Below are 21,874 nucleotides of genomic sequence, written 5' to 3'. Positions count from 1 at the left end.
CTGCCGTCGAAATAGGTAACATTCGTGTTGTGAAAAACGCCGGAACGCCTCCGTCGGCTGTGGCGGCTGCGGCGGCCGGACCGGGCCCCGCGGCCCACCAGGGCGCGGCCGCTCACGGTGACGGGGGCACCCGGCACGCGGTCGCGCGGTTGCTGCTGCAACGCGGGCCGATCACCGCCGCTGCGGTGGCCGAGGAACTCGGGTTGAGCCCGACCGCGGTGCGCCGGCACCTCGACGTGCTGGTCGCCGAGGGCGAGGCCTACACGAGGGAATCGTCGCCGCGAGGACGTCGGGGCCGGGGCAGGCCCGCGAAGCTGTTCCTGCTCACCGAGGTGGGTCGGGCGCGGTTCGGGCACGCCTACGACGACCTGGCGGTGGCGGCGCTGCGGTTCATCGCCGAACACGACGGTGAGCACGCGGTGCGCGAGTTCGCCGAACGGCGGATGGCCGCCCTGGTGGCCAACCACCGGGAGGTGCTCACGGCCGGTTCGGACCCGGCCGATCGCGCGGAGGCCCTGGCCGACGCGCTGACCAGGGAGGGCTACGCTGCCACGACGCGGAAGGTCGCCAGTGGTGAGCAGCTCTGCCAGCACCACTGCCCGGTGGCGCACGTGGCCGCGGACTTCCCGCAGCTGTGCGAGGCCGAGACGGCGGCGTTCGCCGAGGTCCTCGGCACCCACGTGCAACGGCTGGCCACCATCGCCAACGGCGACGTGGCCTGCACGACGCACGTACCGGACGCGCGCGTCGCGCGACCGAGCAACCCGAACTCCGCCGGTGACGACCGGCGGGAGACCGCCCCGATTCCTGATGGAGGGGAGCCCGTATGACTGCCGCTGCGGAGCAGCGCACACCCACCACCTCTGGCCCGCTCAGCCAGGAGGAGACCCTGGCGACCCTGGGGAACTACGAGTACGGCTGGGCCGACCCGGACGTCGCGGGCGCCAGCGCTCGCCGGGGGCTCGACGAGAACGTCGTGCGCGACATCTCGGACAAGAAGGACGAGCCCGAGTGGATGCTGGAATCGCGGCTGAAGGCGCTGCGGTTGTTCGACCGCAAGCCCATGCCGAACTGGGGCGCGGACCTGTCCGGCATCGACTTCGACAACATCAAGTACTTCGTCCGCTCCACCGAGCAGCAGGCCCAGACCTGGGAGGACCTGCCCGAGGACATCAAGCGGACCTACGACAAGCTGGGCATCCCCGAGGCGGAGAAGCAGCGCCTGGTCGCGGGTGTGGCCGCCCAGTACGAGTCCGAGGTCGTGTACCACAAGATCCGCGACGACCTGGAGAAGCAGGGCGTCATCTTCCTGGACACCGACACCGGACTGCGCGAGCACCCGGAGATCTTCAAGGAGTACTTCGGCTCGGTCATCCCGGCCGGTGACAACAAGTTCTCCGCGCTGAACACCGCGGTGTGGTCGGGGGGTTCGTTCATCTACGTGCCGCCGGGCGTGCACGTCGACATCCCGCTGCAGGCCTACTTCCGGATCAACACCGAGAACATGGGCCAGTTCGAGCGGACGCTCATCATCGTCGACGAGGGTGCCTACGTGCACTACGTCGAGGGCTGCACCGCGCCGATCTACTCCTCCGACTCGCTGCACTCGGCGGTCGTGGAGATCGTGGTCAAGAAGGGCGGCCGCTGCCGGTACACGACCATCCAGAACTGGTCGAACAACGTGTACAACCTGGTCACCAAGCGGGCCAAGGCCGAAGAGGGCGCCACCATGGAGTGGGTCGACGGCAACCTGGGCTCCAAGGTCACCATGAAGTACCCGTCGGTGTTCCTGATGGGCGAGCACGCCAAGGGCGAGGTGCTCTCGGTGGCGTTCGCCGGCGAGGGCCAGCACCAGGACGCCGGCGCGAAGATGGAGCACATGGCGCCGCACACCTCCTCGACGATCGTCTCCAAGTCGATCGCCCGGGGCGGTGGCCGCACCTCGTACCGGGGTCTGGTGAAGGTCGCCAAGCGCGCCGCCCACTCGTCGTCCAACGTCAAGTGCGACGCGCTGCTGGTGGACACCGTCAGCCGCTCCGACACCTACCCGTACGTCGACATCCGCACCGACGACGTGAACATGGGCCACGAGGCCACCGTGTCCAAGGTCAGCGACGACCAGCTGTTCTACCTGATGCAGCGCGGCCTGACCGAGGACGAGGCCATGGCGATGATCGTGCGCGGCTTCGTCGAGCCGATCGCGCGCGAGCTGCCCATGGAATACGCACTGGAACTGAACCGACTGATCGAGCTGCAGATGGAAGGGGCCGTCGGCTGAGATGACGAGCACCACCAAGACCGACGGCACCGCGGCCCAGCACGGCCTCGCCGAGCACTCCCACGGCGGACCGGTGGTCCCGCAGTCCTCCCGGGGGGAGCGGTTCACCTCCTACGACGTCGACGCCTTCGAGGTGCCCGGCGGTCGCGAGGAGGACTGGCGGTTCACGCCGGTGAAGCGGCTGCGCGGCCTGCACGACGGCACCGCGACCGCGACCGGCGACATCAAGGTCGAGGTCTCCGGGGCCCAGGTGGAGACCGTGGGGCGCGAGGACGCGCGGCTCGGTGACGGCGGGATCCCCGCCGACCGGGTCGCCGCGCAGGCGTGGACCTCCTTCACCGAGGCGACGATCGTCACGGTCCCGAAGGACACCCAGTCGACCGAGCCGGTCACCGTCACGGTGCACGGGCCGGGCGAGGGGCGGACGGCGTTCGGCCACCTGCAGGTGCGCGCCGAGCAGTTCGCCGAGGCCGTGGTCGTGGTCGACTACCGCGGCAGCGGCACGGTGGCCGACAACGTCGAGTTCGTCGTCGCCGACTCGGCGCGGCTGTCGGTCGTCTCGATCCACGACTGGGCCGACGACGCCGCGCAGGTCAGCTCCGAGCACGCCCACCTCGGCCGGGACTCGGTGTTCCGCCACCTGGCCGTGACCCTCGGCGGTGACCTGGTGCGGGTCAACACCACCGTCACCTACGGCGACAAGGGCGGTGACGCCGAGCTGCTCGGGCTGTACTTCGCCGACGCCGGTCAGCACCTGGAGCACCGGATGCTGGTCGACCACGCGGTGCCGAACTGCCGCAGCAACGTGCTCTACAAGGGCGCGCTGCAGGGCAACTCGGCGCACACGGTGTGGATCGGCGACGTGCTGATCCGCGCGGCGGCCGAGGGCACCGACACCTACGAGCTGAACCGGAACCTGGTGCTCACCGAGGGCGCCCGCGCCGACTCGGTGCCGAACCTGGAGATCGAGACCGGCGAGATCGAGGGTGCCGGGCACGCCAGCGCCACCGGGCGGTTCGACGACGAGCAGCTGTTCTACCTGCAGGCCCGGGGCATCCCGGAGGACCAGGCCCGGCGCCTGGTGGTGCGCGGGTTCTTCGGCGAGATCCTGCAGAAGATCACCGTGCCCGAGGTCCGCAAGCGCCTGGAAGCCGCGATCGAGGACGAACTCGCGGTGGTCGGCGCCTGACCCGCCGGACAACCGACTTTTCCCGCACACACCAGGAGAAACGAAGTACAGATGGCCACCCTGGAGATCAAGGACCTGCACGGTTCCGTCCTCACCGAAGAGGGCGCCAAGCCGATCCTCAACGGTGTCGACCTCAAGGTCGGCTCCGGCGAGATCCACGCGATCATGGGCCCGAACGGTTCCGGCAAGTCGACGCTCGCCTACGCCATCGCCGGCCACCCGAAGTACCAGATCGACTCGGGTGAGGTCCTGCTGGACGGCGAGAACGTGCTGGAGATGAGCGTGGACGAGCGCGCCCGCGCCGGCCTGTTCCTCGCCATGCAGTACCCGGTCGAGGTGCCGGGCGTGTCGATGTCGAACTTCCTGCGCACCGCGGCGACCGCGGTCCGCGGCGAGGCCCCGCAGATCCGGCACTGGGTCAAGGAGGTCAAGCAGGCGATGTCCGACCTGGACATCGACCCGTCGTTCGCCGAGCGCAGCGTCAACGAGGGCTTCTCGGGCGGTGAGAAGAAGCGCCACGAGATCCTCCAGCTGGACCTGCTGAACCCGAAGTTCGCGATCCTGGACGAGACCGACTCCGGTCTGGACGTCGACGCGCTGCGCGTGGTCTCCGAGGGCGTCAACCGCTACACCGCCAAGGGTGACCGCGGCGTCCTGCTGATCACGCACTACACCCGGATCCTCAAGCACATCAAGCCGGACTTCGTGCACGTCTTCGCCGACGGCAAGGTCGTCGAGTCCGGTGGCGCGGAGCTGGCCGACCAGCTGGAGGAGCACGGCTACGTGCGGTTCACCGGCAAGAAGGAGGCAGCCGTCCAGTCATGACCGTTCAGCCTCCTCGCACCTCTGGTGCGAGCGTTCCGACCGGTGCGACGACGCCGCTGGACGTCGCCGCGATCCGCGCGGACTTCCCGATCCTGACCAGGACGATCCGCGAGGGTCGCCCGCTGGTCTACCTCGACTCGGGAGCGACCTCGCAGCGTCCGCGCCAGGTGCTCGACGCGGAGCGCTCCTTCCTGGAGCACTCCAACGCGGCGGTGCACCGCGGTGCGCACCAGTTGGCCGAGGAGGCCACGGACGCCTACGAGGGGGCCCGCGCCCGGATCGCCCGCTTCATCGGTGTCGCCGACGACGAGGTGGTGTTCACCAAGAACGCCACCGAGGGCTTCAACCTCGTCGCCTACGCGATGAGCAACGCGGCCACGTCCGGGCCGGAGGCCGAGCGCTTCCGGCTCGGACCGGGCGACGAGGTCGTCGTCACCGAGATGGAGCACCACGCCAACCTGGTGCCGTGGCAGCAGCTGTGCCAGCGCACCGGCGCGACGCTGCGCTGGTTCGGCGTCACCGACGAGGGCCGCCTCGATCTGTCCGATGTGGACAGCATGATCACCGAGCGGACCAAGCTGGTCGCGTTCGTCCACCAGTCCAACGTGCTGGGCACGGTCAACCCGGCGGAGCCGATCGTCTCCCGCGCCCACCAGGTGGGTGCGCTGGTGGTGCTGGACGCCTGCCAGTCGGTGCCGCACTTCCCGGTCGACCTCGGGGAACTGGGCGTGGACTTCGCGGCCTTCTCCGGGCACAAGATGCTCGGCCCGTCCGGCGTCGGCGTGCTCTACGGCCGCCGCGAACTGCTGGCCGCCATGCCGCCGTTCATCACCGGCGGATCGATGATCGAGATGGTGCACATCGACCGCTCGACGTTCGCCGAGCCGCCGCAGCGGTTCGAGGCGGGCGTGCCGATGACCTCGCAGGCCGTGGGCCTGGGCGCGGCGGTGGACTACCTGTCGGTGGTCGGCATGGACCGGGTGGCCGAGCACGAGCGGCGCCTCACCGAGCTGGCGCTGCGCGAGCTGTCGGCGATCGAGGGCGTGCGCATCATCGGCCCCACCAGCGCCGAGCACCGCGGCGCCACGGTGTCGTTCGTGATCGACGGCGTGCACCCGCACGACGCCGGTCAGGTGCTCGACGACCAGGGCGTCGAGGTCCGGGTCGGCCACCACTGCGCGTGGCCGCTGCACCGGCGGATGGGAATTCCGGCGACCGTGCGCGCGTCCTTCTACCTGTACAACGAGCTGGACGAGGTCAAGGCGTTGGTGGATGCGGTGCGCCACGCGCAGCGCTTCTTCGGGGTGGCTTGATCTCCGACTGCCGAGGAGCCAGATGCAGCTGGAGCAGATGTACCAGGAGATCATCCTGGACCACTACCGCAAACCGCACCGCCGGGGCCTGCGCGAGCCGTTCGACGCGGAATCGTTCCAGGTCAACCCCGTGTGCGGCGACGAGGTCACGCTGCGCGTCCGGTTGACCGGCGCCGGTCCGGACGCGGTCGTCGAGGACGTTTCCTACGAGGGCCAGGGCTGTTCGATCAGCCAGGCGTCCACGTCGGTGCTCACCGACCTGGTGGTCGGCAGGCAGCTCAAGGAGGCGATGTCGACCGAGGCCGCGTTCAGCGAGCTGATGCACGGGCGCGGCAAGGTCGACCCGGACGAGGACGTGCTGGAGGACGGCATCGCGTTCGCCGGTGTGGCCAAGTACCCGGCTCGCGTGAAGTGCGCGCTGCTTGGTTGGATGGCGTTCAAGGACGCCGTGTCCCGAGCTCAGGAGGCGGCATGAGCCACGGTGCCGGACCGCTCGTGCTCGCCGACCGGGTGCGGGTGCCCCGCAAGAAACAGGAGGCGGCATGACCGACGAAACGAACGCGGGAACTGACGTGGTGCGCGGCGTGGAGGGGATGCCGGAAGCCCCGCCCGCAGCCGAGGTCGCGTCAGTGGACGACGTGGCCGAGGCGCTGCGCGACGTGGTCGACCCGGAGCTGGGCATCAACGTCGTCGACCTCGGCCTGGTGTACGACATCCGCGTCGAAGCGGACAACACCGCGACCGTGGACATGACGTTGACCTCGGCGGCCTGCCCGCTCACCGACGTCATCGAGGACCAGGCGCGGGCCGCGCTGACCACTGGACCTGGCGGCGGGCTGGTCGACGATTTCCGCATCAACTGGGTGTGGATGCCGCCGTGGGGTCCGGAGAAGATCACCGAGGAGGGTCGCGAGCAGCTGCGCGCCCTCGGCTTCACGGTCTGACGCGCCGACGTCGTGAACGGGCACCCCGCCGCCGGGGTGCCCGTTTTTCGTGCGCCGGAGCGGCCGGTGCCGGTGTCCGGGTGCGGCACGGACGTCGCCCGGCGGGCCGACCGAGGGGGGGTGCGGTCCCGGCCCGTCGGCGCAGGTGGGCACGCCGGGGGACCGGGCCGCGTTCGCCGTCGCCCGCACCCTCGACGCCCGCCGCGCGCGAGTCGGGCGACGTCCGCGTGCCGGGACTCCTGCCGAGTCCCGGCCGCCGGGCCGCCGAACGCCTCCGCGACGCGGTGGCGACCCTCTGGTCGACCACGCCGTGACCTCCACCGGCCGGGCACGGCCCGGACGCCCCTGACCCCGTGGAGCGCCGCCAGGCGAGGTTCGCGAGCGCGTTGGCGAACCCCGCCCGGCCGTGCCGCGGCCGAGTGGGGAACCGGCGTGGCGACGTGCCGGTTCCGCCGGGTACCGCTGCGGCGGTCCCCCGGTCGGACCACAGTCGCGACGTCTCTACCCCCAGCGAGAGGCGTCGGCTATGGTTGACACCGACAAGGTCAAACGTAAGCGTTGGCGAGCACTGTGTCAACTATAGACGACACGGAAGATATCCGTGTCAGTCTTAGTTGACGGTCGAACGACGATGCTGGAAGTGGGCGGTGAACGTGGCTGACAGCGGTGCCGACGGCAGCGGCGAGAACGCGTTCGCCGCGAAACTCCGCAAGCTGTTCGACGTCGTGCCCAGATCCGCCGAGGAGGGCGGCGGCAAGTACGCGGTGGCCGAGGTCGCCGCCGGTGTCGGCGTCAGCCGACAGCACCTGTACGACCTGCTGAGCGGCAAGAAGACCCGCCCGGCGTGGGACCTGGTCACCAGGCTGGCCGAGTTCTTCGGCGTGTCCGTGGTCTACTTCGGCAACGACGAGGCCGCCGAGCGCTACTCGCAGCAGCTGGACCTGCTGGCCGCCCTGGGCAAGGCCGACGTCAAGGACATCGCACTGCGCTCCGGGCAGCTCAGCCCGGAACACCGCGGCGTGCTGATCGGCCTGCTGGAACAGCTCCAGTCGCTGGAGGAAGGCCAGCACCGCGACGATCGGCGCTAGGCCCGTCGGCCCGCTCAGGTCCGGTGTTCCCGAGGTGCCGTTTCCTGGGCGGGGATCGCCTGGTCCCGATCGTCGGCCGGGCGGCCGCGGAGCACCTCGACGCGCTCGGAGTCGGGCCGGGACAGCACCCAGCTCGACCCGCGCAGCGACTTCGCCTCCTTCTTCAGCGGGGCCAGCCGCCGGGACGCCTCGTCGTAGGAGGTCACCGAGGTCGGCGTGCAGACCAGCGTCGCCAGCGACAGGCTGACCTCCACGTCGCCCGCCGTGCGCGGCGTGTCGAGCACCAGTTCCGCCAGCGGGATCAGGTCGTCGAGGTCGGCCACCAGCAGGAAGTCGTCGCCCCCGACGTGGCCGACCTGCACCGAGCTCAACGCGGTCGCGGCATCGGTGAGGCTGCGGCCGACGGAGCGGATCAGATCGTCCCCGGCGGAGAACCCGACGGTGTCGTTGACCTGCTTGAACCCGTCCACGTCCAGCCAGCTGACCGCGAACACCTCGCCGGTGGCGGTGCGGCGGGCCACGTCGCGGGCGACGGCGTCGCTGCCGGGCAGCCGGGTCAGCGGGTTGAGCGCGGCGGCCTCCTCGACCTTCAGCTCGGCGATGCCGCGGATCAGGTCGCCGGCCCGCACCACGCCCAGGCAGCTGCCGGACTCGTCGACGACGACCGCGTCGTCGTACATGCGCTGCTGCACGGACCTGGTGACCAGGCTCAGCGCCTCCATCGCGGTGGTGGCGGTGTTGACCAAGCGGGGCTCGTCGGCCAACCGCGACGCCGGTCGCTTGGCGTGCAGCGCGTGCCCGTACGGACCGGTCACGGCCAGCAGGAACCGGTTCCGGTCGATCGTCCACCGCGGACGGTTCTGCTCGTCCACCAGCACCACGCCGCTGACCTCCGGGTGGTCGGCGAGCACCCCGCGCACCTCGTCGGCGGTGACGTCGGTGGACAGCATGGTCGCCGGGGACAGGAACTCGGTCACCCGCGGTCCGGTGGCCAGGCTGTTGACCGTCGGCGCCTGCGGGTCGGTGACCTCGGCGGCGACCCCGGGGATCCAGCTCGCGGTGGGTGGTCGGCGCGCCGCCGGGGCCAGCAGGTTGCCCTGCACCAGCCGGACCCCGTTGCGGCGCAGCGCGGTCAGCTGCCGTTCGTTCTCCACGCCCTCGGCGACGAGCTGCCCGTCGGTGGACTCGCACAGGTGCCGCACCGACTCCAGCACCGCCAGCCGTCCCGGCTGGTCCGGCACGCCCTGCACCACGGCCCGGTCCAGCTTCACCATGCCGGGGCCGAGGTCGGCGATCAGCGTCAGCGGCACGTCACCGTCGCCGACGCCGTCGAGGGCGATCTGGAACCCGTCGGCGCGCAGCTTCTCCACGCCGACGACCAGCTGCTCGGGGTCCAGGCGCGCGAACGGCGGCCCGACCTCCAGCGTCACGTCGTGCTCGCGGCGCCCGATCGCGCGCAGCCGCTCGCGCAGCAGGTCCAGTCGGTCGAGGTCGTGGGTGACCGTGCCGCCGAAGATGTTGAGGTGCAGCGGCAGCAGGGTCTCGTGCTCGGCGGCCGCGTCGACGGCGGCCACGGCCAGCTCCACGTCCAGCTCGGTCAGCCGCCGCTGGCGGGCGGCCTCCCGGAACAGGTCCTGGACGTGCGCGCCCGCCGGTCGGGCGAACGCCTCGACCGCGACGATCGCACCGGTCCGGATGTTGATCAGCGGCTGGAACGCGAAGCGCACTTCTGCCACCAGCGCAAGCACGGAGTCGATGTTGCCCGCACTCATGCCGCTCCATCGACCCTGTTCACGACGTGTTCACCGGCATCCGAGTCCTCCTCCACCCGATCCCCCGGAGCCAAGTTAGCGCGTCTGACCAGGGCGTTACACCATCCAGGAGGGGGCTCTGTGTCGGCCGACACAACGAAACGCGACGGTTCCACCACGGCGCGTGTTCGAATCTCCCGCTGAAACCTTTTCCCGGTACGGACCGTGAGCACCGGCCGGTTCGAGTGAGCTACCGCATCTGCCGATCACTCGCCGCCGAAACCGTGCTGGGCGACCGGGCGGCCCAGCACCAGTCCGCCCCGCACCAGCCGTCGGCGCACCTGCCAGGGCGCGATGCGGAACAGCGCCGACATCGCCGCGGCGGTGGTCGCCGGGTCGCCGTCCGGGGACAGGAACGCCGACTGGTGGCGCAGGTCCAGCGAGAAGAACGACTCGAAGAACTCCGGGACCAGCTCCGGTGGGAACGTCAGCAGCGCGTGCAGGGCGCGGCGGCGCAGCAGGTGCGCGCTCACCGCGCGCGGCGGCCACAGGATCGACCGCGCGGCCCGCGCGGCCGCGGCCGGTCCACCGGTCAGCCCGGCGCTGATGGCACCGGCCAGCCAGGGGGCCTGGCGCAGCGACGCCGCGACGCTGAACCCGGTCGCCGGGTGCACGAATCCGGCGGCCGCGCCGTAGGGGACCACCCGGCCGGGGCGGGGCAGCGGGTCGTCCACCGGGAAGCGGACGCGCTCCTCGCCGAGGCGGTGCTCGATCGGCACCCCGGCCGCTGCCAGCCGTCCGGCCAGCCTGCGGCGCAGCAGCGCCAGCGGCAGCCCCGGTCGCCTGGCCAGCGACGTCTCCTCCAGCAGCACCCGGTCCGGGCCGAGCCGCACGGCGTACAGGAACGTCGGCCAGCCGCCGCGGGTGTGCGGGGCCGGGCGCCAGTCCATGAACAGCCCGGACTCCGCTCCGCAGAGCGCTTGGGCGTCCTCGGCGTCGAACACCGCGCCGACCGCGGTCTGCTGGGCGGGCCCGCGGGCCGGTCGGCCCCCGGTGAGCACCCGAGCCGCGCCCGAGGCGTCCACGACGACGGCGCCGGCGATCCGGCGGCCGTCCTTGAGCACCACGGTCGACCCGGTCGGACCGTGCTCGGCGGCCACCGCGCGGCCGGTGACCTCGACGACGTCGGGGCGCCACAGGTGCTTCCACAGCGCGGTGTTGTCCAGCACCGCGTACGGCCGGTGGAACTCGTGCCGGGTGGTGCCGTAGGCGAACATCCGGTCCGTCACCGCCGCCACCGCCGACTGCGGCACCGAGGCGGGCAGTTCGTCGCGCCACGTCGCGTAGGTGTGCGGCCAGCCGCGGCGCGGGCTGGGGTCGACGAGCGTGACGCGCAGGCCGGTGTCGCTGCAGGCCGCGGCCGCCGCGCGGCCGGCCGGGCCACCGCCGACGACTACGACATCCACCCGTCCAACCTCGGTGCAGGGCGATTCCGGGACAGCTGCGCGCGCTCGGCCTGTTGACCTGCGGCGCCACCGGATCTTCCGGCCCGAGGATACCCGAGCGGATCACCGGGGCCGCGCGGTGCGCCCGGACGGACGGGCGCCGGCGGATACGGTGTGCGCATGCAGGATGAGCCACACGTGCTTCGGACGAGCCGCCGCAGTGACCGGGCCGGGTGCGGCCGACCGCCCGGGGATCTGGCCGCCAGCCCGTTCCGGGCGGACCGGGACCGGATCGCCAGCTCGGCGTTCTTCGCCCGGCTGGGCGGGGTCACGCAGGTGGTCAGCCCGAGCGGATCCGGGTTGCTGCTGCACAACCGCCTGACGCACAGCCTCAAGGTCGCCCAGGTGGCGCGGGCCATCGCCGAGCGGCTGCTGAGCAGCCCGGACGACGTGGCGCGGTTGGACCGGCTGGGCGGTTGCGACCTGGACGTGGTGGAGGCGGCCGCGCTCGGCCACGACCTCGGCCACCCGCCGTTCGGGCACCTCGGGGAGAGCGTGCTGGACCGCATCGCCCGGCAGCGGTTCGCGCTGCCCGACGGCTTCGAGGGCAACGCGCAGACCTACCGCGTCGTGACCCGCATCGACGTGCGCGGCGCCGACGGGGACGGTCTGGACCTGACCGCGGCCGTGCGGGCCGCGTTGCTGAAGTACCCGTGGACCCGGCTGTCCCGGCCCCGGCCGCATCCCCGGCACCTGCCGGTACCGCCGCGCGGCGCCTCGGAACCGCCGGAGTCGCCGGGCACCGGCTCGGCGAAGTTCTCCAGCTACGTCACCGAGGCCGAGGACATGGCCGACGCGCGGTCGGTGTTCGCCGGGTGCCTGGAGGACTGGCAGCAGAGCGTCGAGGCGTCGGTCATGGACACCGCCGACGACATCGCCTACGCGATCCACGACCTGGAGGACTTCCACCGGGTCGGCATCCTGCAGCACACCAGCGTCTCGCACGAGCTGACCGAATGGCTCGGCCACGCCGTGGAATTCGCCGCGCTCTCCGACGACGACCTCGCCGCCGGGGGTGACCGGCCGGGGCGCTCGCTGGAGCTGCTGCGGCGCAGGCTGCACGCCAAGGACGGCTGGATCGCGCACGACGAGGCGTTCGTCAGCGCGGTGAAGAAGGTCGTCGCCAACCTGGTCACCAAGCTGCTGGAGGTGCCGTTCGACCGGTCGTTGCAGGCCGAGCAGGCGGTCGCGGCGTTCTCCGGCGAGTGGACGCGGCGGCTGGTCGAGGGCGTGCGCGTGGACGACAAGCCCACCACCCGCTCCGGGCACGTGGCGCTGGCGGTCGAGCAGTGGCACGAGGTGCAGGTGCTCAAGTTCGTGCACCGCCGGTTCGTGCTGCAACGCCCGGACCTGGCGCTGCACCAGCGCGGCCAGGACCGGCTGCTGAGCAAGCTCGTCGAGGCCCTGGACAACTGGTTGATCGACCGCAGCGAGGCGGCGCGGCTCCCGCACCGGCTGCGCGACCTGTTCGACCGGGCCGCCGACGAGTTCGCGGTGCTGCGCCGGGAGGACCCGGAAGCGCTGGTCGCGCCGGGAACGTCGACGCCGGTCGACGGCGAGCACCTGGAGCGGATGGCCCGCGGCCGCGCGGTCATCGACTTCATCGCGTCGCTGACCGACGATCAGGCGGCCGCGTTGCTGGAGGCGCTGTCCGGGCGCACCACGCAGCTGTGGAACGACACGTTCGTGCTGTGAACCGGGTCAGGCAGCTGCCGGGCGGCGGGCGTGCGGTCGAGGTCGAGCCGGAACGCCTGGCGGGCTGGTTCGAACGCTTCGCCGCGGGCCACGGGGGCGTCGAGTCGACATCGCTGGGGGACCGGCGGGTGGAGGTCCGCGCGGCGGACGGCGCGCGGGCGGCGGTCGACGTCCCGTTCGGTCCGCTGCCGCCGCCGCACGGCCACCGCGCCGGGCTGGTCGTCGAGCCGCTGGTCGCGCACCTGCGCGTGCCGCGCCGCATCGGGATCGTGCTGGTCCGCCGGGGCGCGCACAGCGTCGGCATCGCACTCGGCGGCCGGGTCGAGCGCTCCACCACCGACCGGCACCTGGTGCAGGGCCGCACCAAGGCGGGCGGCTGGTCGCAGCAGCGCTTCGCCCGCCGCCGCCAGGACCAGGGGCGGCGCGCCGTCCGGTCGGCGGCCGACGACGTGGCTCGGCTGCTGCTGGCCGAACGGCTCGACGGCGTGGTCCTCGGTGGCGACCGCCGGGCGCTGGAGGAGCTGCGCGCCGACCCCCGGCTGACCGACCTGCTCGCCGCCGCCGAGCCCCGCGTGCTCGACGTGCCCGAGCCCCGGCGCGCCGTGCTCGACGCGGCCGCCCGGCGTGCGACCTGCGTCGAGGTCGAGGTCTGCGACCCGGTGTGACCGAGGAGACCAGGTCCGCGATCAATTCGCTGGACGGCCCCCGTTACACTGGTCCCGTGGTCAGCCTCCGCGTTTCCGCTCGCGCTGATTAGCGCGTCATCCCGCCCACCCGGCCCCGGTCAGGTGGGCGCTTTCACGACCCCGCTCGACCACGACTTTCCTCGGAGTTTCTGGTGATCTCTGCCACGGGCCTGGAGTTGCGCGCGGGCTCCCGCATCCTGCTGTCCGACGCCACCCTGCGCGTCCAGCCCGGTGATCGGATCGGTCTGGTGGGCCGCAACGGCGCAGGCAAGACGACGACGTTGCGCGTGCTCGCGGGCGAGGGCGAGCCCTACGGCGGCGAGGTGCTGCGGCGCGGCGAGCTCGGGTACCTCCCGCAGGACCCGCGCGAGGGCGACCTGTCGGTGACCGCGAAGGACCGGGTGCTGTCCGCGCGCGGTCTCGACCAGCTGGTGCGGGACATGGAGAAGGCCCAGACCGCGATGGCCGAGCTCGCCGACGACCGGGAACGCGACCGCGCGATCGCCCGCTACGGTCGCCTGGAGGAGCGGTTCGCCGCGCGCGGCGGGTACGCCGCCGAGAGCGAGGCGGGCCGGATCTGCGGCAACCTCGGCCTGCCCGACCGCGTGCTCAACCAGCCGCTGCGCACCCTGTCCGGCGGGCAGCGGCGCCGCGTCGAGCTGGCGCGCATCCTGTTCGCCGCCTCCGAGGTCGGCCCGGGCGGCCGGTCGGCGACCACGTTGCTGCTGGACGAGCCGACCAACCACCTCGACGCCGACTCGATCGCCTGGCTGCGGGAGTTCCTGCGCAACCACGACGGCGGTCTCGTGGTCATCAGCCACGACGTCGACCTGCTCGCCGCCGTGGTCAACAAGGTGTGGTTCCTCGACGCGGTCCGCGGCGAGGCCGACGTCTACAACATGGACTGGCGGCGTTACCAGGAGGCGCGGGCCGCCGACGAGAAGCGCCGCCGCCGCGAGCGCGCCAACGCCGAGAAGAAGGCGTCCGCGCTGATGGCGCAGGCCGACAAGATGCGCGCCAAGGCGACCAAGGCGGTGGCCGCGCAGAACATGGCCAAACGAGCCGAGAAACTGCTGGCGGGCACCGAGTCCGAACAGGCCCAGGACAAGGTCGCGCGGATCCGCTTCCCGGAACCGGCGTCGTGCGGGCGCACCCCGCTGACCGCCGACGGCCTGTCGAAGTCCTACGGTTCGCTGGAGATCTTCAGCGGTGTCGACCTGGCGGTGGACCGCGGCGCCAAGGTCGTCGTGCTGGGCCTCAACGGCGCGGGCAAGACGACCCTGCTGCGGTTGCTGGCCGGTCTGGAAAGTCCGGACTCCGGCGAAGTCGTCGCCGGTCACGGGCTGCGCATCGGCTATTACGCGCAGGAGCACGAAACGCTCGACCACGACGCGTCGGTGTGGGAGAACGTGCGCCGCGCCGCCCCGGACACCGCCGAACAGCAGCTGCGCACGCTGCTCGGCACGTTCCTGTTCGCCGGCGAACAGCTCCAGCAGCCCGCGGGCACCCTCTCCGGCGGCGAGAAGACCCGCCTCGCGCTGGCGGGTCTGGTCTCCAGCGCTGCGAACGTGCTGCTGCTGGACGAGCCGACGAACAACCTCGACCCCGCCAGCCGCGAGCAGGTGCTCGACGCCCTGCGCAGCTTCACCGGCGCGGTCGTGCTGGTCACGCACGATCCGGGCGCCGTGCAGGCACTCCAACCCGAGCGGGTCATCCTGCTTCCGGACGGAACCGAGGACCACTGGTCGGAGGACTACCTGGAACTCGTGCAGTTGGCGTAGAACCACCCGAAGCGGCGTGACTCGCAGCGTGCGTTACTGCGGATGGATTAGTGCATTCCGGTGATCGCCACGCTTCCCTCTCGACCGATGGCCGATCTTTTTTCCATGATCGCCTGGCGTTCGCGGCTTTCCTGTTCGATCATTGCGCTGACAGGGGTCGCGAGGCCCGACCTGCTCGGAGGGAAGGCGGGGACACCGTGGCTGAGCTGAAGAAAGGTGCGCGCATCACCGGGAGCGCGCGGGACAAGCTGGCCAGTGACCTGAGAAAGAAATACGAGAAGGGGGCGAGCATCCGCGCGCTGGCGGAAGCGACCGGTCGTTCGTACGGGTTCGTGCACCGCGTGCTGAGCGAATCCGGCGTGCAGCTGCGCGGGCGCGGGGGCGCGACACGTTCCAAGAAGAAGTGAGAACCACGCCGCGCGTCGCCACGCGCACCTGGACGGGCACGCCACGACGTGGCGTGCCCAGCGCGTTTGTGCACGGCGCGGCACACGGCGACTCCATCATGATCGGCGGGCGTTACGGTTGATGCCGACCGGTCGATGCTGAACTCAACGGAGGCCCGCTTGGCGGAGTCGACAGTGGAGGCCGACCTGCTGGACCGCGGGGGTGTGGGACTTGCGGTCCAGGGGTGGCGGGCCACGATCACGCTCAACCGTCCGGACCGGCTCAACGCGCAGACGCCGTTGACCTGGCAGGCGCTGCGGGAGATCGGGCAGCGCCTCGATCCCGAGGTCCGGGTGGTCGTGGTGCGCGGTGCGGGCCGGGCGTTCTCCGCCGGGCTCGACCGCAGGCTGTTCACTTCCGCCGAGGTCGACGGCGCGCCGGGGCTGGCCGCGCTGGCGGAACGGCCCACCGAACAGGCCGACGCGGACATCGCCGGGTTCCAGCAGGGCTTCAGCTGGTTGCGGGAACCCGAGCGGGTCACGATCGCGGCGGTGCAAGGGCACGCCATCGGGGCGGGCTTCCAGCTGGCGCTTGCCTGCGACCTGCGGGTGGTGGCCGACGACGCCCGGTTCCGGATGGCCGAGACCGGACTCGGCCTGGTGCCCGACCTGGGCGGCACGCTGCCGCTGGTCAAGGCGGTCGGTTACGCGCGTGCGGTGGAGATCTGCCTGACCGGCCGGGAGGTCCCGGCCGAGGAGGCGCTGCGGCTGGGCCTGGCGAACGCGGTGGTGCCGGGGGAGCGGCTGGACGTCGCGGTCGACGAACTGGCCGAGGCGGTCGCCCAGCCGCCGCGGACGGCTGTCCGCGAAACCCTGGAACTGCTGGTGCAGGCCGACGAGGCCGTCGATCCCGAGCAGCAGCTCGCCGAGGAGCGGGCGGCTCAGTTGCGGTGCATCGCCGAACTGGCCGAGCGCTTCGGCGCTCCGTGACTCACCGCAGGCCGGGAACGCGTTCGGCGTAGCGCGCCAGGTTGGCGGCGTTCGCCTCGTCACCGCCGACCGCGTTCGAGCTGCGCCAGACCGGGAGCTCCAGACCCGCCGCCGCGGCCAGTTCGTGCAGCTGCACCAGCAGCATGTTCCACAGGAACGCGTTGGCCAGGGTCGACGCCGGGGCGGTGACCGGGGCGGCCGGCGGGTAGCCCGCGTCACCGCTGGGCACCAGCGTGTCCAGGACGACGTCCGCCTGCTCGGCCAGCGTGGACGTCGCGCGTCGGGGTGCTGCGGCGGTCGCGGTCGGCGAGGTGACGGCGATGACCGGTGATCCGGCCTTGCGCGCGTTCATCGCCAGTTCCACCGGGTACGGGTTGACGCCCGAGGTGGAGAACACCACCAGCACGTCGGTGCCGCCGCGGAATCCCGCGTCGGTCAGCACCTCCTCCGCCAGGCCGCTGCGGCGCTCGGTGGCGGTGCTGGTCGCGGCGCCGTGCAGGGGGAGCAGGTCGGGGTGGTACAGGGGGCGGACCGGGGCGAGGCCGCCGGCGCGGTAGAACGACTCCATCACGCCGACCAGGGAGTGCCCGGCGCCGGCGGTGTACACCAGGCCGTCCCGGCGGACGGCGGAGAACAGCAGGTCCGCGGCGGTGCGGAGGGGTTCCGCGTTGCGGGCGCCCACGGTGCGCAGGTGCTCCAGCGTTCGTTCGGCGTGGACGGGGGTCTTCTCCGGCATGGCAGGCGCTCCCGGGGCGGCGGAATGGGACATGAGGTCTATACCAATCCGGGTGTTCGCTGGTCAAGACATGCCCGCGCCCCTGCCCACCACTGGTGTGGTTCGGCGGCTAGGCTGTTGATCAGTACTGCAAGCCGAGCCGCCGGGGGATGCATGCCGCAACGAGGCAACCGCCGGGAACTGCTCGCCGAGGCAGCCATCGAGGTGCTGGCGCGGGAGGGCGGTCGCGGGCTGACGCATCGCGCCATCGACCGCCAGGCCGTGGTGCCGGAAGGCACGACGAAGAACTACTACCCGACGCGCAGCGCGCTGTTCCAGGCCGCCGCGCAGTACCTGGCCGACCAGCACACCGCCGCGCTGCGCGAGCTGCGGGGGCGGGTTCCCGACGGGTTGACCGGTGAGCACGTCGTCGCGCTGTACGCGGCGATGCTGCGCCGGATGGCGACCAGTGCGCGAGCGCAGTTCCTCGCGCTGTTCGAACTGCACCTGGAGGCGGTGCGCAACGCCGAGGTGTCCGCGGCGATCGGGCAGATCGTGCGCGCCGACGTGGACACGGCGGTGCAGCTCAACACCGCTGTCGGGCGCCGGATGAGCCGGCGCGGGGCCGGGCTGCTCGACGCCGGGATGCTCGGCGTCGCGCTGTCGATGCTCAGCCTGCCCGAGGACCTGGTGAGCGAGATCGGGATGGACGCTCCGGAGGTGCTGGCGCGGGCGCTGTTGTCCCTGGGCTCGGTCGAGGACGAACCGCCCGTGGAGGTGCTGCGCGACTTCGCGAGTTGACCACCGGTGGCGCCGCGAACGCGCGATGTGACGCGCGGTAACCTCTGGGCGTGCGGCGTCACCGGCCGTCCGGACGAGGCCCGGCACGCGCGGCGGTGCGCCACCGGCGCACGAGGTCGGTGCACAACGGCAGGTGGGGCGCCCGGACCGGTCGCCCTCGATCCGTAGTGGATGCAGGGAAGGCGCATGTCGAATCCGTCACCAGAGCCCGGTCCGACCGAACAACCGGCGGTCGTGTTCGCGAGGCTCGCCGACGTCCCGCTGGACGCGCTGGACAAGCTCATCGAGACCACCCACGCCGTCTACGACGACCTGAACAAGGTCCTGGGGCATCCGTACTGGGGAGACCTGGTGTTCCACCAGGGCGCGGCGGTCAAGGCGCTGCGGGAGGCCCGGGTCTGCATGGAGGGGTTGCGGGCCGAGGCCGTCGGCGCCCGCAACACCGAGCTGGGCATCACCGTCACGACGGCCGTGGTCGGGGACGAGCGGCACTACGCGCACAGCGAGGAGGACAAGGCGGCGCTGGTCGAGCGGGTGCTGCGGCCGTCCGTGCCGGGTGCGTGCCACCTCTACGTCTGGGACCGGCCGCACGAGAACCCGGACGCGCCGGGGCCCTACACGCAGGTGCGGATCGTCACCGACGGCGAGTCGGAGATCGGGGTCCTGAACTTCACCGAGGAGTCCGAGGACGGCGAGCTGACCTCGTGGCACACCAGCAACCCCGAGCCGCTGCCGGACGCACCCGCGCTGCCGTTCGACGCGGGCAGCGCGTTGAAGTTCCCCCGCGACGCGGTGCTGCCGTTCCGGGAGCTGCGCGCCGCGCTCGACGAGTTCACCCGCACCGGCGAGCGACCCGAGGCCGTGCAGTGGCAGCCCGCGCGGTGGGGCGACGTCTGAGCTGAGTGCCTGTCTTTGAACCCTGCTCCCGGAAGGGGTGTGGCAAGCGGCGGAGCCGCTTTCTCTTTCGGTGAGTGGTCTCGCAGCTCGCACCGCCGCGGGTTCTCAGCGGTCGTCTCGCGAGGACAGCCCCGACGCCGTGTATTGGGCATACATCAGGAGGGGCTCCCGGAGTCGAGACGGCCGCTGAGGTTCCGCTCCCGGCACCGCCATGCACAACGAGTTCAAAGACAGGCACTGAGCCTGAGGGCTCGTCAGCCGTAGAGGTCCTGGATGGCGCGGCCCGCGACGGTCGTGACGACCTTGAACGCCTTCATCGCCGCCGTCATCGACGGGGCGTCGTAGCCGACGCGGCGGACGTCGAGCTGGTCGACCGTCGGCACCACCGCTGCCGCCGCCGCGAGGTGTGCGGCGTCGAACTCCACCTCGACCCGGTGCGGGCGCGGGTCCGGCTCGCCGCGCCCGGCCCGCTCCATCGCCGCTGCGGCGGCGTAGTGGATGGCCTCGGCCGTGCGTTCGGGCGGCAGGCAGATCGCCGCGTAGCGGCTCACGCACTCCTTCACGGCGACGGACCGCGCGGCGGGCGCGTACTCCGCGGCGTCCGCGCACGTCCGGTCGTCGCCGGTGACCAGCAGCACCGGAACGCCGTGCTCGGCGGCCAGCGCGGCGTTGAGCCGGCCCTCGCTCGCGCGGACGCCGTCCAGCCAGACGCCGGTGATCGAGTTCTCCAGGTAGGTGTGGGACAGCACGCCCTCCTCGCCCGCGCCGGTGTGGTAGCCGAGGAAGACCACGCCGTCCACACCGGAGTCGACGCCCTGCATCATCGACAGGGGTTTGTGCCTGCCGGTGAGCATCCGCGCCCGCGGGTCGAGCTCCTCCAGCAGCAGGTTGCGCTGGGCGGAGTGGGCCTCGTTGACGACCACGTCGGTGGCGCCGGCGTCGTGCAGGCCCGCGACGCACGCGTTGACGTCGCCGGTGAACAGCCGCCGGAAGCGCTGCCACGGTTCGGTTCCGGCCACCACGTCGTCCGTCCAGGTGACGCCGGTGACGCCTTCCATGTCCGCTGAGATCAGGATCCGCACAGCCGCCGAATCTAGGCGCGCGCGGCCGCGGTGACCAGCGCCGCGCCGGGAGCGGATAACGGTTCGGTACCCGTGCGTGGTGCGCCCGGGCGCAACCGTTCGTCAAGCATTGACGAACAGCGCTCGGAGGTGGTTCTTTTTTCTCACTCGCCGTGAAGGGGGGCACCGTGCGCCGCTTGTTCGCAGTGCTGTGGGCCGTTCTGCTGGTCGGGTTGATCCCGGCGGCACCCGCCACGGCGCAGCAGGGCGGCGCGACGCTGCGGGTCGCGCTGCCGCAGCAGATCGACTCGCTCAACCCGTTCCTCGGGCACCTGCTGGGCGCCACCGATCTCTTCCGCGTCATCTACCCGGCGCTGACCACCTACCGCGCCGAGGACTTCTCGGTGGTGCCCGAGCTGGCCGAGAGCTGGCAGACCTCGCCGGACCGGCTCACCTGGACCTTCCGCATCCGGCAGGGCGTGAAGTGGTCCGACGGGCAACCGGTGACCGCCCGCGACGCCGCCTACACGTTCAACCGGATGATGACCGATCCGGCGGCGGCCACCGCCAACGGCAACTTCGTGGAGAACTTCGCGTCGGTCACCGCGCCCGACGACGGGACGTTGGTTATCCGCACGAAGACGCCGCAGGCGACGACGCTGGCCATCGACGCGCCGATCGTGCCCGAGCACGTGTGGTCGAAGGTCGCCGACGTGGCCACCTTCGCCAACGACCGGATGCCGGTGGTCGGCAGCGGACCGTTCGTGCTCACCGGGTACCAGCCCGAGCGCAGCGTGACCCTGAAGGCCAACGAGGACTTCTGGCGGGGACCGCCGAAGATCTCCGAACTGCAGTTCATCCAGTTCAAGAACACCGACGCCTCGGTGCAGGCGTTGCGCAAGGGCGACGTGGACGTGGTCCAGAAGCTCACCCCGGCGCAGTTCAACGCGCTGTCCGGGCAGCGCGACGTCCGGCCGGTGCGCGGGCAGGGCCGCCGGTTCTACGAACTGCTGGTCAACCCCGGAGCCGCCAACAGCGCCGGGCAGCCGATCGGGACCGGACATCCGGCGTTGCGCGACGTGCGGGTGCGGCGGGCCCTCGACCGGGCCATCGACCGTCGGACCCTGGTGGACCGGGTGCTCGGCGGGTACGGCCAGGTCGGCGGCGGGTACCTGCCGCCGATCTTCGCCGACTACCAGTGGACGCCTCCGCGCACGCGCGAATTCGACCTGGCCGCCGCGAACCGCGAGCTCGACCAGGCGGGTTATGCCCGGGGTGGCGACGGCGTGCGGCGGACGCCGCAGGGCCAGCCGCTCGACTTCGACATGGTGCTGCACGGCGACGTCTCCTACGACGCGCAGGTCGGCGAGTTCGTCAAGCGGTGGCTGGCCGATCTGGGCATCCGCGTCGACTTGCAGCCGGTGTCGGACAACCAGCTCGACGAGCGCACCACCGGCGGCGATTTCGACCTGGCGATCAGCGGGTGGTCGGCCAACCCCGATCCGGACACCGTGCTGCGGTTGCAGACCTGCGCGGCGCGGCCGACCCCGAGCGGTGGCGGGCTGCCCGACTCGTTCCTGTGCGACAAGCAGTACGACGACCTCTACGCCGCGCAGCTCGCCGAGTTCGACCCGAAGGCCCGTGCCGACCTGGTCAAGCGGGCGCAGCAGCGGTTCTACGACCAGGCCACCGGGTTGGTGCTGTTCTACCAGAACTCGCTGGAGGCCTACCGCACCGACCGGTTCAGCGGTTTCACCCTGCAGCCCGCCCGCGGCGGGGTGATCACCGCCCAGCAGGGTTACTGGGGCTACTACGGGGCGCAGCCGACCCGGGAGGCGCTGAGCGGGCCCACGAGCACCGACTACACCACCGTCGCGTGGGTCATCGGTGGCGTGGTGGTGCTGGTCGGTGTTGTGGTGGCAGGCGTGGCCGTCCGGCGGCGGGCGACCGCCGACCTCAGGGAGTGAGC

The 21,874-nt window shown here is 71.8% G+C and carries 20 protein-coding genes; 16 read left to right on the top strand and 4 right to left on the bottom strand.

The annotated features are described in order from the left end of the window. The first annotated feature begins 29 nt into the window (after nt 1-29). From NV263_RS21915 to NV263_RS21880, 8 genes are all read left to right on the top strand, one after another. On the top strand, nt 30-830 hold the full coding sequence (locus NV263_RS21915; RefSeq protein ID WP_380759964.1) for a helix-turn-helix transcriptional regulator: 801 nt from the start codon (nt 30-32) through the stop codon (nt 828-830). Then, nucleotides 827-2,278, top strand: coding sequence for a Fe-S cluster assembly protein SufB (sufB, locus tag NV263_RS21910; protein ID WP_263248500.1), 1,452 nt, complete (start codon nt 827-829; stop codon nt 2,276-2,278). Before NV263_RS21915 ends, sufB begins: the two co-directional genes overlap by 4 nt. A 1-nt stretch (nt 2,279) precedes the next feature. Continuing rightward, complete coding sequence (gene sufD, locus NV263_RS21905) at nt 2,280-3,467, top strand: Fe-S cluster assembly protein SufD (RefSeq protein WP_263248499.1); 1,188 nt, start codon at nt 2,280-2,282, stop codon at nt 3,465-3,467. A gap of 51 nt (nt 3,468-3,518) precedes the next feature. After that, nucleotides 3,519-4,292, top strand: a complete 774-nt coding sequence (gene sufC, locus NV263_RS21900; protein ID WP_263248497.1) for a Fe-S cluster assembly ATPase SufC — start codon at nt 3,519-3,521, stop codon at nt 4,290-4,292. Then, nucleotides 4,289-5,605 (top strand): cysteine desulfurase, encoded by a 1,317-nt coding sequence (locus NV263_RS21895; RefSeq protein WP_263248495.1) that lies wholly within the window; start codon nt 4,289-4,291, stop codon nt 5,603-5,605. The genes sufC and NV263_RS21895 overlap by 4 nt, the downstream gene beginning before the upstream one ends. A gap of 22 nt (nt 5,606-5,627) precedes the next feature. After that, nucleotides 5,628-6,080 carry a Fe-S cluster assembly sulfur transfer protein SufU gene (gene sufU / locus NV263_RS21890; RefSeq protein ID WP_263248493.1) on the top strand — a complete coding sequence of 151 codons (453 nt, stop codon included), beginning with the start codon at nt 5,628-5,630 and terminating at the stop codon, nt 6,078-6,080. Between the two features lie 67 nt (nt 6,081-6,147). After that, entirely contained in the window at nt 6,148-6,549 is a 402-nt protein-coding gene (locus NV263_RS21885; protein ID WP_263248492.1) for a metal-sulfur cluster assembly factor, read from the top strand. A gap of 647 nt (nt 6,550-7,196) precedes the next feature. Next, on the top strand, nt 7,197-7,637 hold the full coding sequence (locus tag NV263_RS21880) for a helix-turn-helix domain-containing protein (RefSeq protein ID WP_263248490.1): 441 nt from the start codon (nt 7,197-7,199) through the stop codon (nt 7,635-7,637). 14 nt (nt 7,638-7,651) lie between these two features. Here NV263_RS21880 and NV263_RS21875 read toward each other — a convergent pair whose 3' ends face one another. Both NV263_RS21875 and NV263_RS21870 read right to left on the bottom strand, forming a co-directional pair. Further along, nucleotides 7,652-9,409 carry a GGDEF domain-containing protein gene (locus tag NV263_RS21875; protein ID WP_263248489.1) on the bottom strand — a complete coding sequence of 586 codons (1,758 nt, stop codon included), beginning with the start codon at nt 9,407-9,409 and terminating at the stop codon, nt 7,652-7,654. Nucleotides 9,410-9,654: 245 nt separating this feature from the next. Then, nucleotides 9,655-10,854 (bottom strand): lycopene cyclase family protein, encoded by a 1,200-nt coding sequence (locus NV263_RS21870; RefSeq protein ID WP_263248487.1) that lies wholly within the window; start codon nt 10,852-10,854, stop codon nt 9,655-9,657. 159 nt (nt 10,855-11,013) lie between these two features. Between NV263_RS21870 and NV263_RS21865 the strand changes: the two genes are divergently transcribed. The 5 genes from NV263_RS21865 to NV263_RS21845 all read left to right on the top strand — a co-directional run bounded on the left by NV263_RS21865 (nt 11,014) and on the right by NV263_RS21845 (nt 16,431). Further along, nucleotides 11,014-12,588 carry a deoxyguanosinetriphosphate triphosphohydrolase family protein gene (locus tag NV263_RS21865; protein WP_263248486.1) on the top strand — a complete coding sequence of 525 codons (1,575 nt, stop codon included), beginning with the start codon at nt 11,014-11,016 and terminating at the stop codon, nt 12,586-12,588. After that, nucleotides 12,585-13,253 (top strand): acVLRF1 family peptidyl-tRNA hydrolase, encoded by a 669-nt coding sequence (locus NV263_RS21860; protein ID WP_263248484.1) that lies wholly within the window; start codon nt 12,585-12,587, stop codon nt 13,251-13,253. Before NV263_RS21865 ends, NV263_RS21860 begins: the two co-directional genes overlap by 4 nt. Before the next feature lie 173 nt (nt 13,254-13,426). Next, nucleotides 13,427-15,055 (top strand): ABC-F family ATP-binding cassette domain-containing protein, encoded by a 1,629-nt coding sequence (locus NV263_RS21855; protein WP_263248482.1) that lies wholly within the window; start codon nt 13,427-13,429, stop codon nt 15,053-15,055. Nucleotides 15,056-15,252: 197 nt separating this feature from the next. After that, nucleotides 15,253-15,462 carry a helix-turn-helix domain-containing protein gene (locus NV263_RS21850; protein ID WP_010310662.1) on the top strand — a complete coding sequence of 70 codons (210 nt, stop codon included), beginning with the start codon at nt 15,253-15,255 and terminating at the stop codon, nt 15,460-15,462. A 159-nt stretch (nt 15,463-15,621) separates the two neighbouring features. After that, complete coding sequence (locus NV263_RS21845; protein WP_317630358.1) at nt 15,622-16,431, top strand: enoyl-CoA hydratase/isomerase family protein; 810 nt, start codon at nt 15,622-15,624, stop codon at nt 16,429-16,431. 1 nt (nt 16,432) lies between these two features. On the opposite strand, the gene NV263_RS21840 is transcribed toward NV263_RS21845, so the two are convergent. Then, nucleotides 16,433-17,167 (bottom strand): SIS domain-containing protein, encoded by a 735-nt coding sequence (locus NV263_RS21840; protein ID WP_263248476.1) that lies wholly within the window; start codon nt 17,165-17,167, stop codon nt 16,433-16,435. A 153-nt stretch (nt 17,168-17,320) separates the two neighbouring features. Between NV263_RS21840 and NV263_RS21835 the strand changes: the two genes are divergently transcribed. Both NV263_RS21835 and NV263_RS21830 read left to right on the top strand, forming a co-directional pair. Further along, complete coding sequence (locus NV263_RS21835) at nt 17,321-17,947, top strand: TetR/AcrR family transcriptional regulator (RefSeq protein ID WP_263248475.1); 627 nt, start codon at nt 17,321-17,323, stop codon at nt 17,945-17,947. 186 nt (nt 17,948-18,133) lie between these two features. Then, nucleotides 18,134-18,844 carry an Imm1 family immunity protein gene (locus NV263_RS21830; RefSeq protein WP_263248473.1) on the top strand — a complete coding sequence of 237 codons (711 nt, stop codon included), beginning with the start codon at nt 18,134-18,136 and terminating at the stop codon, nt 18,842-18,844. 254 nt (nt 18,845-19,098) lie between these two features. On the opposite strand, the gene NV263_RS21825 is transcribed toward NV263_RS21830, so the two are convergent. Beyond that, nucleotides 19,099-19,926 carry a M55 family metallopeptidase gene (locus tag NV263_RS21825; RefSeq protein WP_263248472.1) on the bottom strand — a complete coding sequence of 276 codons (828 nt, stop codon included), beginning with the start codon at nt 19,924-19,926 and terminating at the stop codon, nt 19,099-19,101. A gap of 167 nt (nt 19,927-20,093) precedes the next feature. Between NV263_RS21825 and NV263_RS21820 the strand changes: the two genes are divergently transcribed. After that, nucleotides 20,094-21,872 carry an ABC transporter substrate-binding protein gene (locus NV263_RS21820; protein WP_263248470.1) on the top strand — a complete coding sequence of 593 codons (1,779 nt, stop codon included), beginning with the start codon at nt 20,094-20,096 and terminating at the stop codon, nt 21,870-21,872. Nucleotides 21,873-21,874: the final 2 nt, after the last annotated feature.

Source organism: Saccharopolyspora rosea, assembly GCF_025643595.1.
Taxonomy (GTDB): domain Bacteria; phylum Actinomycetota; class Actinomycetes; order Mycobacteriales; family Pseudonocardiaceae; genus Saccharopolyspora; species Saccharopolyspora rosea.
The sequence above is the reverse complement of the archived record's forward strand: the minus strand, read 5'-3'. Positions and strand labels throughout refer to the sequence as shown.

Excerpts from the sequence above, each read along its gene's own strand:
- sufB (WP_263248500.1), top strand. The coding sequence starts at position 827 with ATGACTGCCGCTGCGGAGCAGCGCACACCCACCACCTCTGGCCCGCTC.
- sufD (WP_263248499.1), top strand. The coding sequence starts at position 2,280 with ATGACGAGCACCACCAAGACCGACGGCACCGCGGCCCAGCACGGCCTC.
- sufC (WP_263248497.1), top strand. The coding sequence starts at position 3,519 with ATGGCCACCCTGGAGATCAAGGACCTGCACGGTTCCGTCCTCACCGAA.
- NV263_RS21895 (WP_263248495.1), top strand. The coding sequence starts at position 4,289 with ATGACCGTTCAGCCTCCTCGCACCTCTGGTGCGAGCGTTCCGACCGGT.
- sufU (WP_263248493.1), top strand. The coding sequence starts at position 5,628 with ATGCAGCTGGAGCAGATGTACCAGGAGATCATCCTGGACCACTACCGC.
- NV263_RS21885 (WP_263248492.1), top strand. The coding sequence starts at position 6,148 with ATGACCGACGAAACGAACGCGGGAACTGACGTGGTGCGCGGCGTGGAG.
- NV263_RS21875 (WP_263248489.1), bottom strand. The coding sequence starts at position 9,409 with ATGAGTGCGGGCAACATCGACTCCGTGCTTGCGCTGGTGGCAGAAGTG.
- NV263_RS21865 (WP_263248486.1), top strand. The coding sequence starts at position 11,014 with ATGCAGGATGAGCCACACGTGCTTCGGACGAGCCGCCGCAGTGACCGG.
- NV263_RS21840 (WP_263248476.1), bottom strand. The coding sequence starts at position 17,167 with ATGCCGGAGAAGACCCCCGTCCACGCCGAACGAACGCTGGAGCACCTG.
- NV263_RS21835 (WP_263248475.1), top strand. The coding sequence starts at position 17,321 with ATGCCGCAACGAGGCAACCGCCGGGAACTGCTCGCCGAGGCAGCCATC.
- NV263_RS21830 (WP_263248473.1), top strand. The coding sequence starts at position 18,134 with ATGTCGAATCCGTCACCAGAGCCCGGTCCGACCGAACAACCGGCGGTC.